This window comes from Xanthomonas sp. WHRI 6106, assembly GCF_040202405.1.
Lineage (GTDB): Bacteria > Pseudomonadota > Gammaproteobacteria > Xanthomonadales > Xanthomonadaceae > Xanthomonas > Xanthomonas cannabis.
Map to the genome: position 1 here is coordinate 21,461 of NZ_JBEGFC010000003.1, position 13,726 is coordinate 35,186.

General features: G+C 66.6%; 13 protein-coding genes. 6 read left to right on the forward strand and 7 right to left on the reverse strand.

What is annotated here, in order from left to right; genetic code table 11:
• Nucleotides 1–142 precede the first annotated feature (142 nt).
• The gene (locus ABQZ09_RS05665) at nt 143–2,314 is read left to right on the forward strand and encodes a glycoside hydrolase family 3 N-terminal domain-containing protein (RefSeq protein ID WP_228314768.1); all 2,172 of its coding nucleotides are present in this window, start codon (nt 143–145) and stop codon (nt 2,312–2,314) included.
• A gap of 126 nt (nt 2,315–2,440) precedes the next feature.
• Here ABQZ09_RS05665 and ABQZ09_RS05670 read toward each other — a convergent pair whose 3' ends face one another.
• From ABQZ09_RS05670 to ABQZ09_RS05700, 7 genes are all read right to left on the reverse strand, one after another.
• On the reverse strand, nt 2,441–3,619 hold the full coding sequence (locus ABQZ09_RS05670; protein WP_349776359.1) for a PQQ-dependent sugar dehydrogenase: 1,179 nt from the start codon (nt 3,617–3,619) through the stop codon (nt 2,441–2,443).
• 640 nt (nt 3,620–4,259) lie between these two features.
• The gene (locus tag ABQZ09_RS05675; protein ID WP_039408600.1) at nt 4,260–4,589 is read right to left on the reverse strand and encodes a hypothetical protein; all 330 of its coding nucleotides are present in this window, start codon (nt 4,587–4,589) and stop codon (nt 4,260–4,262) included.
• Nucleotides 4,590–4,735: 146 nt separating this feature from the next.
• Complete coding sequence (locus ABQZ09_RS05680; protein WP_039408598.1) at nt 4,736–5,233, reverse strand: hypothetical protein; 498 nt, start codon at nt 5,231–5,233, stop codon at nt 4,736–4,738.
• A gap of 87 nt (nt 5,234–5,320) precedes the next feature.
• On the reverse strand, nt 5,321–6,628 hold the full coding sequence (locus tag ABQZ09_RS05685) for an APC family permease (RefSeq protein WP_349776360.1): 1,308 nt from the start codon (nt 6,626–6,628) through the stop codon (nt 5,321–5,323).
• Nucleotides 6,625–7,398, reverse strand: coding sequence for a L,D-transpeptidase family protein (locus tag ABQZ09_RS05690; protein ID WP_349776361.1), 774 nt, complete (start codon nt 7,396–7,398; stop codon nt 6,625–6,627). Before ABQZ09_RS05690 ends, ABQZ09_RS05685 begins: the two co-directional genes overlap by 4 nt.
• Nucleotides 7,399–7,673: 275 nt before the next feature.
• Nucleotides 7,674–8,771, reverse strand: coding sequence for a dipeptide epimerase (locus ABQZ09_RS05695; RefSeq protein WP_349776362.1), 1,098 nt, complete (start codon nt 8,769–8,771; stop codon nt 7,674–7,676).
• Nucleotides 8,768–10,177: a C40 family peptidase gene (locus ABQZ09_RS05700; RefSeq protein WP_349776363.1), complete on the reverse strand. Its 1,410-nt coding sequence runs from the start codon at nt 10,175–10,177 to the stop codon at nt 8,768–8,770. The genes ABQZ09_RS05695 and ABQZ09_RS05700 overlap by 4 nt, the downstream gene beginning before the upstream one ends.
• Nucleotides 10,178–10,530: 353 nt before the next feature.
• Between ABQZ09_RS05700 and ABQZ09_RS05705 the strand changes: the two genes are divergently transcribed.
• The 5 genes from ABQZ09_RS05705 to ABQZ09_RS05725 all read left to right on the forward strand — a co-directional run bounded on the left by ABQZ09_RS05705 (nt 10,531) and on the right by ABQZ09_RS05725 (nt 13,640).
• The gene (locus ABQZ09_RS05705) at nt 10,531–11,337 is read left to right on the forward strand and encodes an N-acetylmuramoyl-L-alanine amidase (protein ID WP_349776364.1); all 807 of its coding nucleotides are present in this window, start codon (nt 10,531–10,533) and stop codon (nt 11,335–11,337) included.
• A 120-nt stretch (nt 11,338–11,457) separates the two neighbouring features.
• The gene (locus ABQZ09_RS05710) at nt 11,458–12,126 is read left to right on the forward strand and encodes a M15 family metallopeptidase (RefSeq protein ID WP_349776540.1); all 669 of its coding nucleotides are present in this window, start codon (nt 11,458–11,460) and stop codon (nt 12,124–12,126) included.
• 143 nt (nt 12,127–12,269) lie between these two features.
• Nucleotides 12,270–12,464, forward strand: a complete 195-nt coding sequence (locus ABQZ09_RS05715; protein WP_039405377.1) for a CPXCG motif-containing cysteine-rich protein — start codon at nt 12,270–12,272, stop codon at nt 12,462–12,464.
• 194 nt (nt 12,465–12,658) lie between these two features.
• Nucleotides 12,659–13,036 carry a hypothetical protein gene (locus tag ABQZ09_RS05720; protein ID WP_039405375.1) on the forward strand — a complete coding sequence of 126 codons (378 nt, stop codon included), beginning with the start codon at nt 12,659–12,661 and terminating at the stop codon, nt 13,034–13,036.
• Nucleotides 13,037–13,262: 226 nt separating this feature from the next.
• Nucleotides 13,263–13,640 carry an EF-hand domain-containing protein gene (locus ABQZ09_RS05725; RefSeq protein ID WP_039405373.1) on the forward strand — a complete coding sequence of 126 codons (378 nt, stop codon included), beginning with the start codon at nt 13,263–13,265 and terminating at the stop codon, nt 13,638–13,640.
• Nucleotides 13,641–13,726: the final 86 nt, after the last annotated feature.

Below are 13,726 nucleotides of genomic sequence, written 5' to 3' on the forward strand. Positions count from 1 at the left end.
GCCATTGCCGCTCCGACGGCAACATGCCGTGCAACCGGCCTCTACAAATCCCCAATCTCGAATCCCGGCCTGCAAAACTTGCCCTCCCGCAGCCGCGTCAGGCTAGAATTGCCGGCCATGTAAACGTTTTCTCAAGGATCTCATGGCTGCTGATCGCATCGAAACCCTGATTGCCCGGATGACCGTCGAAGAGAAGGTCGGACAGTTGGGTGTGTTCGCCGACATGGTGCGGCCGTTTGCGCCGGACGTGAATCCCGAAGCCAATGTGCGCAATGCCGACGAGGTGTTGCAGCAGGTGCGCGAGGGCCGGGTCGGCTCGCTGTTCAATGGCGTGGGCGCCGCGCTGGGCGTGCAGATCCAGAAAGTCGCCGTGGAAGAAAGCCGGCTGGGCATCCCGGTGATCCTGGCGGCGGACGTGATCCACGGCATGCGTACGGTGTTCCCGATCCCGCTGGGCGAGGCAGCCAGCTTCGAGCCGGAGCTGGCCGAGCGCACCGCGCGCGCCACCGCGATCGAAGCGACCGCCGCCGGCCTGCATTGGACTTACGCACCGGCCGTGGACATCGCGCGCGACCAGCGCTGGGGCCGCGGTGCCGAAGGTGCCGGCGAAGACGTGGTGCTGGGCGCGGCGTTTGCCGCCGCGCGTGTGCGCGGTTTTCAGGGCAGCGACCTCACCGCCGACGATGCGTTGCTGGCCACGCCCAAGCACTTTGCCGCCTATGGCGCAGTGGCCGCAGGCATGGAATACAACACCGTCGATATCGCGCCGCAGACCCTGCGCGATGTGCATCTGCCGCCATTCAAGGCGGCCTTCGATGCCGGCGCATTGACCGTGATGTCGTCCTTCAACGACATCAATGGCGTTCCGGCCAGCGCCAACCACGAGTTGCTGACCGAGATCCTGCGCGGCGAATGGCAGTTCCCCGGCGTGGTGATTTCCGACTACACCGCCGACATGGAACTGATCGCGCACGGCTACGCCGCCGATGAGCGCGATGCCACCAAGAAGGCATTCCTGGCCGGGCTGGACCTGAGCATGCAGAGCGGGTTCTATGCCGCGCATCTGCCGTCGCTGGTGGACAGCGGCGAGGTGCCGATGGCCACCCTGGATGCCAGCGTGCGCCGCATCCTGCAGCTCAAGGAGGCGATTGGTCTGTTCGACAATCCGTACCGCTCGCTGGACCCGGCACGCGAAGCCGACACCGCGCATCTGCCGGCCCACGACGCACTGTCGCGCGATGCGGCGCGCCGCTCGATCGTGTTGTTGAAAAACCAAGGCGATGTGCTGCCGCTGAAGAAGAGCGGCCAGCGCATCGCGCTGATCGGCCCGTTCGTGCAGGACCGCGAAAACATCGAGGGCTGCTGGACCCTGTTCGGCGACAAGGAACGCTACGTGACCCTGGAGCAGGGCGTGCGTGCAGTGGTCGGCACCGAAGATCTGAGCGTGGTGGCGGGCTGCGGCCTGGAAGAAGCACTGCCGGGTGGCATTTCCGCCGCGATCGATGCTGCACAGGCCGCCGACGTGGTGGTGCTGGCCCTGGGCGAGCCGCAGCGTTTCAGCGGCGAGGCGCAGTCGCGGACCGAGATCACCCTGCCGCCCGCGCAGCAGGCGTTGGCAGAAGCGGTGGCCGCGACCGGTACGCCGGTGGTGGTGTTGCTGCGCAACGGCCGCGCGCTGGCGCTGAGCGGTGCCGTGCGCGACGCCGATGCAATTGCCGTGACCTGGTATCTGGGTACCCAGACCGGCACCGCCGTGGCTGATGTCTTGTTCGGCGACTACAACCCGTCGGCGCGGCTGCCGATCAGCTTTCCGCAGGTGACCGGCCAGCAGCCGTACTTCTACAACCATCTGCGCACCGGCCGCCCGGAGTTGCCGACGTTGTCCGAGTACAAGGCGCGTTGGCGCGAGATGCCCAATGAGCCCTTGTATCCGTTCGGGCATGGCGTGAGCTACACCACCTTTGCCTACGCGCAGCCGCAGCTGAGCGCCGTGAAACTGGGCTGGGACGACACGCTGACCATCACCACCCGGGTGACCAACACCGGTGCGGTGGCAGGCGAGGAAGTGGTGCAGCTGTACGTGCACGATCGCGTGGCCAGCCGGGTGCGGCCAGTGCGCGAGCTCAAGGGCTTCCGCAAGGTATTGCTGCAGCCGGGTGAGAGCGTGGACGTGGCATTTACGCTGACGCGCGATGCGCTGGCATTTACCAATCACAAGGGCGTGTTCGGCGCAGAGCCGGGTCAGTTCGATGTGTGGGTTTGTGCATCGGCTATCAGCGGCGACGCGGTCACGTTCGAGCTGCTGGACGCCTGAGGCGCGTCAACTGACGCAGGTGTACGCGCCTGCATCGGCATCACCAGCGCTCATCGAGCGCTGGTGATGCTGCAAGGCACTCCTGGATGCGCGCGGTGCACGTCGCACGGCCGCACCCCACCACGCTTACGCGTCGTTTTCGACTGCTGCCTTGCTCTTGGGGGTCAACTTGAGCAGGCGCCCGGTACTGCCGCTGGCTTCGTCCTCCAGCAACCACAGGGCACCGTCCGGTCCCTGTTCCACTTCGCGGATGCGTGCGCCCATGTCGTAGCGGGCAACCTCGCGTGGCTGGTCGCCCAACGAGACCTGCACCAGCGCCATCGATGACAAGCCACCGATGAAGCCATTGCCGCGCCACGCGGGGAATTGCTTGCCGCTGTAGATCACAAAGCCGGCCGGCGAGATCACCGGTGTCCAGCTGATCTTGGGCGCGGCAAATTCCGGGCGGGTGTTGTGGTCGGGGATCGGCGTGCCGTCGTAATGGTCGCCATTGGAAACGATCGGATAGCCATAGTTGGCACCGCGCTGGATCAGGTTGAGCTCATCGCCGCCGGCCGGGCCCATCTCGTGTTCCCACAGGCGGCCCTTGCTGTCGAAGGCAATGCCCAGGATATTGCGGTGACCCAGCGACCAGACCTGCGCAGCCACACCGCCCTGCGCGGCGAACGGATTGTCGGCCGGCACGCTGCCGTCGTCGTTGAGGCGGATCAGCTTGCCGAGATTGGCCTTCATGTCCTGCGCAGGATCGAACTTCTGCCGCTCGCTGGAGGTGATCCACAGCTTTCCGTTCGAGTCGAACGCAAGCCGATGACCGAAGTGACCGTTGCCGGAAACCTTGGGCTCCTGTCGCCAGATCACCTTCAGGCCGGACAAGGTGCCGCCACCAGTGGCATCCAGCGTGAGCTTGGCACGCGCAACCGCCGCTCCGCGCGTGTCGCCCTGGCCCGGTTCGGCATAACTCACATAGACCAGGCCGTTTTTAGCAAAGCGCGGGTGCGCGAGCACATCGCCAAATCCGCCCTGACCGCCATAGGCAACCGCAGGCACGCCGGTGACCGCGCTCTTGCGCTTGGTCTTTGGATCGAACCGCATCAACGCGCCGCGTTTTTCACTGACCAGCAGCGTGCCATCGGGCAGGAAGGTCATCGCCCAGGGCTCGTCGAAGTCGGCAACGGTGGCGGCCTGGAATGGCCATTGCGCCTTGGGAATGGATGCTGCCGGTGCGGCGGCAGGCGCAGCCAGCGCGGCGCCGGAGGTCAACAGGGTGGCCGAGCAGGCCAAGGCAAGCAGACGACGGATAGACATGAGGTCCTCCAGGGGATGGGACGGTCACGCTGCAGCCCTCCCGCAACGTGTTCCGCGTCGGGTTTTCATTACCTTACACGACGCTGCGCACCACACCCTTGTCGCAGATCACTCTCTGCAGGGCAGGCACGTCGCATATCGTTGTTCACGAACGGATAGTTCATGAAGCGGTTCTGACGGCGGTACAAACCTGTATGCGTCGTCACCATCCGGCTGGTCGCGTTGCGCGATCACGCTGCCGACCCGGTCCGCATGGGAATGCTTAGCGTTGCATGGCCAAAAACCCATGGCCTTGTCCAATGCTGGTTCGGCCTATGTGCTCCTGTATTGCAGCAGTAACGAGTGCTCGTGTGACGCAATCCCAACACTCCCGCTGCGTCCTGCGATTGCTGGTTCACTGAGCATCTCGCGGGTGCCGCTGCGATATGCGCTCAATGCGATCTTGCTGCCTAGCAGAAAAGGATTTGCTGCACTGCATATGTGCCGAGTCCGTTCGCGTCAGTGACAGTGCATAACGACATATGCAATGCGATGCAATCGAAGTCGGCGGCGCCACGTGCAACTCACCTGTGGCGCCCCCGACACTGAGGTGCTCTTACACGCCAAAAAACAACGCCACCTCGACGGTGGCGGTGTTCGTCTACGGTTTTGACTTGTCGCCGGTGACGAAGTCGGCTGCGTTTTCCCAGGCACGCTTGACCGCGTGACGGGCCTTGCTCCAACTCAGGCCTTCGGTGCCGCGCTTGGCTTCCCAATCACGGTGCAGTTCGGCTTCCACCTGATCATAGGCGCGGGCATTTTCGCGAATTCGCGCTTCGTGCCCGGCCAAATAGGCGCCCTCATAATCTTCGTAACGGTCGCCTTCGGTGTAATACGGTTCTTCGGTGAAGCGCTCGCGCCAATAGTTGGATACGTTCTGGCTGCGGTCTTCGTCCGGTGCGCGGCCCGGAATCTGATACGGCACGTTCATGCTCGTCTCCATCAATGCGAATGTGCAGTCAACTTAGGCAGCGAGGTGTTAACAGCGCGGCACGCCAGGTGACGACGGGATCAAGGCAGCGATGCCCTGCAGGCGACAGCCGCCACCTTGTTGCCAGCCCAGCTCCGGCATCGGCGTCAGACCGCAGCAGACGCCGCTTCATACGGCAGGGGAGTTGCTCCGGCGGTCAGCAGCGCTGGCTCGGACGCGTGGAGGGTCTGCTCGTCGGCGTCGATGACCACCAACACACGGCCGGATTCGATTTCATCTTCGAATTGGCGCCGTACCGGGTCGGGCACGGTGGCACCGACCAGCGCCGACGACCAGCTGCCCACCAGTGCGCCCGCCAATGCCATGACCCCTACGCCGGCCAGGGTCAAACCGATCGGCGGCACGGCGACCGCCACCAGCCCCGCCACCAGACCGGCAGCACCACCGGTTGCAGCGCCACGTGCCGCAGCCGGAACGAAATCGGTCTTGGCGTCCTTGCGCTCGTCCGGGACATCATGCAGTTCGATATCGGCACGCGCGATCAGCGACAGCGCGTCGTTATCGATGCCGGCACTGCGCGCTGACTGCAGCACGCGCTGCGCGCTTTCAAGATCGGGTGTGCTGTAGACGCGGCGCAGTTTCATCGCAAGCTCCCAGGCAGGTGAGAGCCGCAGCGTTGGGCGTGCGCGGTTAGGCGTGCGTGAGCGTGGCGCGAGTGTATTGCGAAGCTGTCAGGCAGGTGTGCGCGGGAACAGATAAAACGCCCCTCCCACCAGCACTGCCACACCGGCCGCAGCCAGATTCTGCCAGCTGGCGCTGGCCAGCAGCCCAAGCGAGAGCACCAGCGCGGCGACGGGAATGAGCGGGCCACCCGGCAAGCGCAAGGTGTCGGTGCGGTGCCGATAGCGACGCGCCAGCACGATGACGGCAGCGGCAGTGCCGATGTAGGCGAACAGGCGCGTGACCATCGACAACAGCGCCAGCTGCGTGAATGAGCCCGACAACGCCAGTGCCAGCGACAGCACGCCCTGGGTGAGCACGGCCGCCGCCGGGGTGTGGAAGCGCGGGTGCACACGGGCAAGAAATGCCGGCCCATACCCGTCCTGCGCAAGCGCAAACAGAAAGCGCGGGCCCAGCATCACCGTGTTGCTGGTGGTGCCCAGGATGGAAATGGTGGCGCCCACGGTAAGGATCAGCGCCAGTGCCTCGCCACCGAAGCCGCTGGCCGCATCGGCCAACGGCGTGGGCGAAGCGGCCAGGTTGGGCAGCGTACCTTGCGCCACCACCTGCACGGCGGCGTAGATCAAGGTGACCGTGACGATCATGGTGATCAGGGCGAACGGGACGTCGCGGCGCGGGTTGCGGTATTCGCCCGCTGCGGCGGGGATGTTCTCGAAGCCGGCATAGGCAAACAGCAGCAGCAATGCGGCCTCGCCGAGATTGCCCATGTCGCGCAGATCCGGCGCAGTGCCGGCAAACGCCCACGACCAGTCCACATAGAACAGGCCGATGGCCACGAACAGCAGCAACGGCACCAGCTTGCCGATCACCAGGGCGATCCCGGTGCGCGCGGCCGATTTGACGCCAATGACGTTGATCGCGGTCAGCACGCCCAGCGAGCCGACCACCACCAGCGTGCGCGCCCAGGTCTCGGTGGACGCGGTCGGCCAGAACCGCGCGACCGCATCAGCCAATCCATTGCTCAGTGCTGCCGCCGAACTGATGCGGGTCAGCCAGATCATCCAGCCGATCTGAAAGCCGACGAATGGGCCGAAGGCTTCACGTGTGTAGAGATAGCTGCCGCCGGGCGTATCGAAATAGCTCGCCGCCTGCGCGTAGCACAACACCAGCAGCGCGACCGCCAGGCCGGCCAGCATCACCGCCCACAGGCTCATCGGACCGAGCAGCGCGGCCGTGGCCGCGGGCAACAGATAGATGCCACTGCCGATGACGTCGTTGATCGACAAGCCGACGATCTGCCAACGGCTGACCACCCGTACCAGGCCGGTGGCATCGGGTGCGGGGGGCGGCGTGCTCATGGTGCGTCCTCGGCCAGCACGGGAAGCTGCCACTGCGCCTGCAGGCGTGTGTAGTCGGCGCGCGGCAACAACACGAACAGCGGGTGGTCTTCCGGTTTCAACCACGCCAGCAGACGCTGCATGTCGGCAGGCGCCATCGCAGTGCAGCCGGCGGTGAACTGGCCCGGCGTGCGCCACAGATGCGCAAAGATGCAGCTGCCGCGGCCGGGTACATTGCCGGGGTTGTGCGCAATGACGAAGCCCTCGCGGTAGCGCACATCGCCGGGTTGCCGCAGGTCCAGCCGCATCGGCTCGGTGGAACCGGCGACGGCGCGTTCGCCGACCTGCGCGGCATCGACGATGCGGTTGTACAGCGGCGAGTCGGGCACATCCATGCAGTAATGGGTGGCGCTCATCGCCTGATACGGCATGGCGCTGTCGATACGGGCCGCATCACCGAATGCCGGGCCGATGGCGAAAACGCCGGCCGGGCTGCGGCCATCGCCTTCGCGCTTCTGCGGGCCCTGCGGCTGGGCGGGGTGCAGGCCATCGCCCCAAGCGCTGCCGTGCCGGCCGAGCGCCACCGCGAATGCCGGCGCGGCCGGTGCCCATCCACCGTCCACTCGCGTAAAGGTCTGCAGGCGCGCCTGGGTGCTGTTCCAATCGGGAGTGGTCACCACGATCAGCGCACGTGCCTGCTGAAGCGCCTGCATCGGTTCATCGGCATGGGCGCTGCCGCACACTGTCAACGCCATCAACAGGGTGGATCGCAACAGGATGGCAAGACGCATGCAGGCTCCGGAGGCTGGGGGTGAGCTGAAACGAACGCGGTGCGTCCGTGCCGATCGCCATGTGGTGGCGCGAGGCAGAGACCGCGTAGGGCAGGTGCCGATGGTCGCTACTGTACCCAGCAATGCGGCCGCGTGGCGCACGCCCGTGCATCGTGCACGCATGGTTTGCGGCGACAGGCGGGCACGCCGCTGGCACGGCCCCACCTTGCCCTCTGCCCGCGCTGGTGGCTCATGGGCGTCGGTATCGGCATGACCGACCCTCGCCGAGGACGCGCTTAGTCCGGCAACAGCTCCAGCCCGCGGATGCGGCGGATGCCCAGCCCCGGCGAATCGTCGATGTGGATCTGCGCGTGGTCGAACCGGACGCCGCCATCAGTGGGGTCGAACTGGCCAAGTGCCGGCGCGTCCAGGTCGGCCAGGGTGATGCTGTGGGCCTTGGCCACGGCCAGATGCACGGCGGCGGCCACGCTGACACTGGATTCGATCATGCAGCCGATCATGCACGGCACGTCGTACACGGCCGCGATATCGGCGATGCGCATCGCGTTGGACAGGCCGCCGGTCTTCATCAGTTTGATGTTGACGATATCGGCGGCGCGGCGCTGGATCAGGTCGATCACCTGCGATGGCGAGAACACGCTTTCGTCGGCCATCACCGGGGTGTCGATGCGCGCGGTGACGAACGCGAGCCCGTCGACGTCGGCTGCCTTGACCGGCTGCTCGAGCAGCTCCAGCGCGATGCCGGCGTCTTCCAGCGTCCGCATGCTGCGCACTGCCTGCTTGGGCGTCCAACCCTGGTTGGCATCCAGGCGCAAGGTCGCGCGGCCATCGACGGCCGCATGGATCGCCTTGATACGTTCGACATCCGAGGCGCTGTCCTTGCCGACCTTGATCTTCAGCGCCCGGTAGCCACGTGCAAGCGCCTGCTGCGCCTGCGCGACCATGATGTCGATGGCATCGGCGCTGATGGTGAGGTCGGTGGTGATGTGTGGCGTGCCGCCACCCAGCAACTGGTAGAGCGGGGCGCCATAGGCCTGCGCCCACAGGTCGTACAGCGCGATCTCCACTGCAGCCTTGGCGCTGGTGTTGCGTTCCAGTGCGTGCTGCACCAGCCCGCACAGGCGATTCAAATCGGCCACGTCCTGGCCGATCAGGCGCGGGGCGATGCACTGCCGGATCGCGGCGACGATGCTGCCGTGCGTTTCGCCGGTGATCGCAGCAGTGGCCGGAGCGGAACCGTAGCCGATCTGGCCGCCATCGGTCTGCAGCAGCACCACCACGTCCTCGATTGCGTGCACGGTGCGCAGCGCGGTCTTGAACGGGGTGTGCAGCGGCACGCGCAGCATGCCGAGGGTGAAGCCGGTGATCTTCATGGGGAATCGATCGGTGCGATGCGCTGGATGCGGGTGATGTGGTCGATGAAGGCGGTGCCGTCGGTGGCCAGCAGGGGCAGCAGCGGCGTCACCGACACGCCATTCAGGCGCGCGCGCTGCACGCTGCCGTCGGCTGCGCGGTAGCTGGCACCGGCGACATCGTGAATCACCCAGGGCGCACCGTCTGCGTGCCCGATCACCATCATCACGTGGCCGGGAATATAGATCAGGTCGCCGATACGCAACTGCGCCAGCTGTTGCAGCCGCTGTTCCAGCGGTGCGTCGGCGGTGAACGCGACGCCGCGCAGGGCGCGGCTGCGTGCCTGGTCGCCGGTGTTGCGCGGCAGCGCAATGCCCACGCTGCGATAGACATCCAGCACGAACCCGCTGCAATCGCGCGCGTGGTAATCGTTGCCCCAGCCATAACGCTCGCCAAGGAATTTGAACGCCTGGCGCAGCAATGCCTCATCGGTGGCCGGCAATGGACCCATGCGCACGTCGGCACCGCGCGGCACCAGCGCAGGGACCAACTGCAAGCGGCCATCGCTGCCACGCAGCGGCAGCTGCACGACATAGGCGGCCAGCGGTAGCTGCCCGTTGACCGGCTGCTGCGGTGGCCAGGTGCGCTGCAAGGGCAGGCTGGTGCCCATGTCCAGCGACAGGGCAGAGACGGCCGGCAGCTCCGGCGTGTAGGCCGTCTGTACGCGTGCGCCGGTCACCATCAGGCGTGGGCGGCGCTGCGCGTACTGCAACACGTCCGCGCGCGGGCCTTCGGCAATCTGGTCGCTGGCGACCCATGCGGCGTAGTTGGCCGCAAGCACGAACGCCCATGCGCCATCGGCACTGCCGTGCAGGACCGCGACCGGCGTGCCGGGGTAGAGCGCCGATTCCTGGAAGCGGTCGATGTCATGCTCGTCGGGGCCGCTGAACACGCGCAGCGTGCTGGGGAAGGTCCGTAACGCGGCGCGCTTCACCACCAGCGCAAAGCGTGGCGTGACCTGGGCCGGGAGCGTGTCCAGTGCGAGCAGGCGGCGCAGCTCCGTCAACTGCGCTGGCTGGATCAGCTGCCCGTCTGCAGCGTAAAGCGTGCGTGTCGGTGGCGCCGACAGTTCCTCGATCTGCGCGCGCACCGTCGCGCCGGTCAGCAGCGCGGGCAGCTGCGCCAGATCGCGCATGGAGGCATCGTCGCGCAGCAAGCGTGTGGTGAACGCGTCGATCTGTGCGGCGTTCAGATGCGGCCGCTGCGCGTCGGGGCTGCGCCGGATCCAGTGGTCGGGCGTCAGCTGCGCATCGCTGACCGCAAACGGTGCAGCCGGCGCCTGCACGCTGGCACGCGTGGTCGCTGCGCCGCAGGGCAGGGCAAGGGCGATCGACAGCAACGTCAGCAGGCAGCGCGGCAGGAACATGAAGAGCTCGGGATCAGGGCAGGCGTGGGCGAACTGCAAGGCACGTGACGCAAGCGGCAGCACGGCCGCATTGTGCGGTGGCGACCATGGCGCAGTGTACGCGGGGTGCCTGGCGCTGCGAACGCAGCGCAGGCGGATGCGGGCGCCGACCCCGCTGGCCGATATCCCGACGCAGTGCACGGCCACGCCATCAACGGCGATGCGGGTGCGGCGCAATCGGCGCGTTGCAGCGTCGCCTCGCGCAGGCCGCGCGTTGCCGGCCACAGCGGCGACACTGGGCAGATAATGGCCGCGCCGGACCTAGCGCGGCCAACAGCGACGGCGCGGGCCGCGCGATCCTCCAGGAGACAACGATGCTGTCCAGCTTCCCTCTACGCCCGTCCGCCTGGCTGCGCGCAGCCCTCTGCGCGGTGGCGTTGTCGCTGGGTGCCTGCGCCCATGCGCCGCAGCGCAACGCCCTGGCCGAGTGGGTGCCGTCGCCGAACTTCGATGCCCGGCGCCCGATCCTGATCGTGCTGCACTTCACCGACCAGCACTCGGTCCGGCAAAGTCTGGGCACGCTGCGTGGGCGCAACAGCGGGGGGCGCGTGAGCGCGCATTACCTGATCGGCGAGGACGGTCGTCGCTACCAGCTGGTCAGCGACGAGCAGCGCGCCTGGCATGGCGGCGCCGGCCGCTGGGGCACCATCACCGATATCAACTCGGCCTCGATCGGCATCGAGCTGGACAACGACGGCAGCGAACCGTTCGCACCGGCGCAGATCGACAGCCTGCTCGTCCTGCTGGAAGACCTGTGCACGCGCCTGCGGATTCCACGCACGCAGATCGTCGGCCATGAAGACGTGGCTCCGACACGCAAGAACGACCCCGGCCCGCGCTTTCCCTGGAAGCGCCTGGCCGACGCCGGTTTTGGCCGCTGGCCGGCTGCCGATGCGCCGCCCGCACCGGAAGGCTTCGATCCCTGGCAGGCGCTTGCCCTGCTCGGCTACGGCCTCGACGACCCTACCGCCACCCTGCAGGCCTTCCACCATCACTATCGCGGCAACAGCGCCAGCACGCTGGATGCCGAGGATCTGCGGATCCTGCATGCGTTGACCGGGCCACTGCAGCCCTCGACGCCACCCGGTAATGTGGCGTCAGGCGAGGGCGAAAGCCCGTAGCGCCACGACGGCAAGAGTGTCTGGCCCGATAGAGGAGCAGCCATGCATCACATTCACCAGAACCGGCGTGCAGCTGAGCTGCCGCGCTCCAGTGCCCGCGCCGCCGTGGTGCTTCTGGCCATGCTGCTGTCGGGCGTGGGCGCGGCACAGCCGCATGTCTCACCCGCAACGACCGCTGCACAAGCGGGGCTGATCGATGTGCAGCGCCTTGCACCCAACCTCGCAGTGGACCTGCGCTACGCGGGCAGCAACAACTTTACCGGGCGCGTGGTGCCTGGATATCTTGCGCCGCGGTGCTATCTGCTGCGTCCCGCTGCCGAAGCGCTCGCGCGGGTGGCGCAGCGGCTTCAAGCCGATGGCTACCGCTTGCAGGTGTTCGACTGCTACCGGCCGGTGCGGGCCGTGCAGGCGTTCGTGGCCTGGGCGGCGGACCCGGGCGATCAATCGACCAAGGCCCAGTATTACCCGCGCGTGGACAAGCGCGCGCTGTTGGGCGACTACATCGCCGAAACGTCCGGGCATAGCCGCGGCGCGACGCTGGATCTTGGGCTGCTGGACTGCCGGCACGGCGCCTGTGCGGCGGTGGACATGGGCACCGCGTTCGATTTTTTCGATACCCGGGCACACACCGATGCACCCGAGATCACCGACGCGCAGCGTGCCCAGCGCAGGCGCCTGCTGCGCGCCATGGCGGCCGAGGGATTCGCCAATTATCCGATGGAGTGGTGGCACTTCACCTTCCGGCCGAAGCCCACGCCGGACACCGCCTACGATGTGCCGGTGGAGTGATCGCGGCGGCCTTGCCTGCCCGCATTGAAAGGTGCGTGCGCCCGATGCCTGCACCTGCCCGAACGCTCGTACACTTGCGCTCCCGTGTCGTGATTGCCGATCTGGCGCATCCGATCCGGTCTGCCCGCTGCCGAGGAACCCCCATGTCCGATCCGGAACGCTTTGTGGATGTCGCCTGCCCGTACTGCGGGGAGTGGATCACGCTGACACTGGATCTGAGCGGCGGTGATCAGCAGTACATCGAGGATTGCCAGGTGTGCTGCAAGCCGATCTCGGTCAACGTAGGCTGGGATGAAGAGGGCGAGGCGCAGGTGACTGCGCGCGGGCAGGACGACTAGGGCGCGCCTCACGGTCTCCAGTTGATTGCACGCACATGGTGCAGCGCTCGTTCCCCGGCGTGAGCGTTGGCCGTGCGGCGGTGGGCGCGACCAGGGCGGCTGGCCTATTCGCGCCTTCGTGTGTCGATCTGGATTGCAGCCGGATCCATGGCCGTAGCGGCTAGACTGGCACGCCAGCTGCCCGGATCAACACGATGAATCTGCCCCTGCACTTCGGCCTGCTCGGTTCGCTGGAGGCCGGCCTGATTGCGCTGGTGCTCGGTGTCCTGATCTTCGCCGTCATCGAACATGTCGGGCGGCGTCTGCACTTCACCCATGGCCACACCCTGGGGATTGCCTGTCTGTTGGCGGTGGCGATCGGCGCCGGTTACGACATCTGGCACCTGGTGTACACCAGCATCGTGCGACTGGAATCGCCGTTGTATGCACGTCTGGCACTGGCCAGGATCCATGACCCCAACGAACTGGGCTCGCGCGTCATCCTCGAGATTGCCGGCGCACTTGCAGGGGTGGTGGTAGGTTGGAAACTGTTCAGTTCCGGAAGCTGGGACGATGAGGCGCCCGGCGCGTAGCCATCGCCGAAAAAAAGCGGCGTGGTTCGCATAAATTTCCATGTTGAATGCTCTGCTTCTGTTTGACTCACCCATGCCTAACACCCGGCTAGCGGCAACGTTGCCGGTTGTGGTTAAGAGGACGTTTTGCAGGAAATTGCGCCGGGTTGGGCGTTCATTTGCGATCGGTACGGTAGTGCCATGTGCGGTGACACCGTGCATTCCAACGCCCAAGGAGACCACCCAAATGAAGAATCGCAACCGCACCTCGCTGCTCGCTGCCACCGCCGCTCTTGCCGCCGCCCTGGCGCTGCCGGCCATGGCGCAGAGCACCTCGCAGGACGCCGCAGCGCCAACGGGCAGTCCTGCTTCCTCGGCACAGTCGGGAAGTTCTGCGACCTCTGCCCAGGGCGGTGCCAGCTCCGGCGGCGGGCAGACCTGGGCCAGCGTGGATACCGACAGCGACGGCGCCATCAGCAAGCAGGAAGCGCAGGTCAACGCCGGGCTGGTCCAGATTTTCGACCAGGCCGACGGCGACACCGACGGCAAGCTGACCCCGGACGAATACAAGGCGTTTGTCGCCAAGCAGCAGAGCGGCGGCGCGACGGGGTCGCAAGGTAACTGATCGAGTGTTTTGAAAGCCGTCGCCGTCCGTAGTGCTCCGGACACGGACCTGCGGAGGGCTTGGCACCGCCACAGTGCGCGTCTGCA

What these genes read in the sequence shown, in the direction of transcription:
- ABQZ09_RS05685 (WP_349776360.1), bottom strand. Translation starts at nt 6,628, where the DNA reads ATGAGCACGCCGCCCCCCGCACCCGATGCCACCGGCCTGGTACGGGTG.
- ABQZ09_RS05725 (WP_039405373.1), top strand. Translation starts at nt 13,263, where the DNA reads ATGAAGAATCGCAACCGCACCTCGCTGCTCGCTGCCACCGCCGCTCTT.
- ABQZ09_RS05675 (WP_039408600.1), bottom strand. Translation starts at nt 4,589, where the DNA reads ATGAACGTGCCGTATCAGATTCCGGGCCGCGCACCGGACGAAGACCGC.
- ABQZ09_RS05705 (WP_349776364.1), top strand. Translation starts at nt 10,531, where the DNA reads ATGCTGTCCAGCTTCCCTCTACGCCCGTCCGCCTGGCTGCGCGCAGCC.
- ABQZ09_RS05720 (WP_039405375.1), top strand. Translation starts at nt 12,659, where the DNA reads ATGAATCTGCCCCTGCACTTCGGCCTGCTCGGTTCGCTGGAGGCCGGC.
- ABQZ09_RS05695 (WP_349776362.1), bottom strand. Translation starts at nt 8,771, where the DNA reads ATGAAGATCACCGGCTTCACCCTCGGCATGCTGCGCGTGCCGCTGCAC.
- ABQZ09_RS05715 (WP_039405377.1), top strand. Translation starts at nt 12,270, where the DNA reads ATGTCCGATCCGGAACGCTTTGTGGATGTCGCCTGCCCGTACTGCGGG.
- ABQZ09_RS05710 (WP_349776540.1), top strand. Translation starts at nt 11,458, where the DNA reads ATGCTGCTGTCGGGCGTGGGCGCGGCACAGCCGCATGTCTCACCCGCA.
- ABQZ09_RS05680 (WP_039408598.1), bottom strand. Translation starts at nt 5,233, where the DNA reads ATGAAACTGCGCCGCGTCTACAGCACACCCGATCTTGAAAGCGCGCAG.
- ABQZ09_RS05700 (WP_349776363.1), bottom strand. Translation starts at nt 10,177, where the DNA reads ATGTTCCTGCCGCGCTGCCTGCTGACGTTGCTGTCGATCGCCCTTGCC.
- ABQZ09_RS05670 (WP_349776359.1), bottom strand. Translation starts at nt 3,619, where the DNA reads ATGTCTATCCGTCGTCTGCTTGCCTTGGCCTGCTCGGCCACCCTGTTG.
- ABQZ09_RS05690 (WP_349776361.1), bottom strand. Translation starts at nt 7,398, where the DNA reads ATGCGTCTTGCCATCCTGTTGCGATCCACCCTGTTGATGGCGTTGACA.
- ABQZ09_RS05665 (WP_228314768.1), top strand. Translation starts at nt 143, where the DNA reads ATGGCTGCTGATCGCATCGAAACCCTGATTGCCCGGATGACCGTCGAA.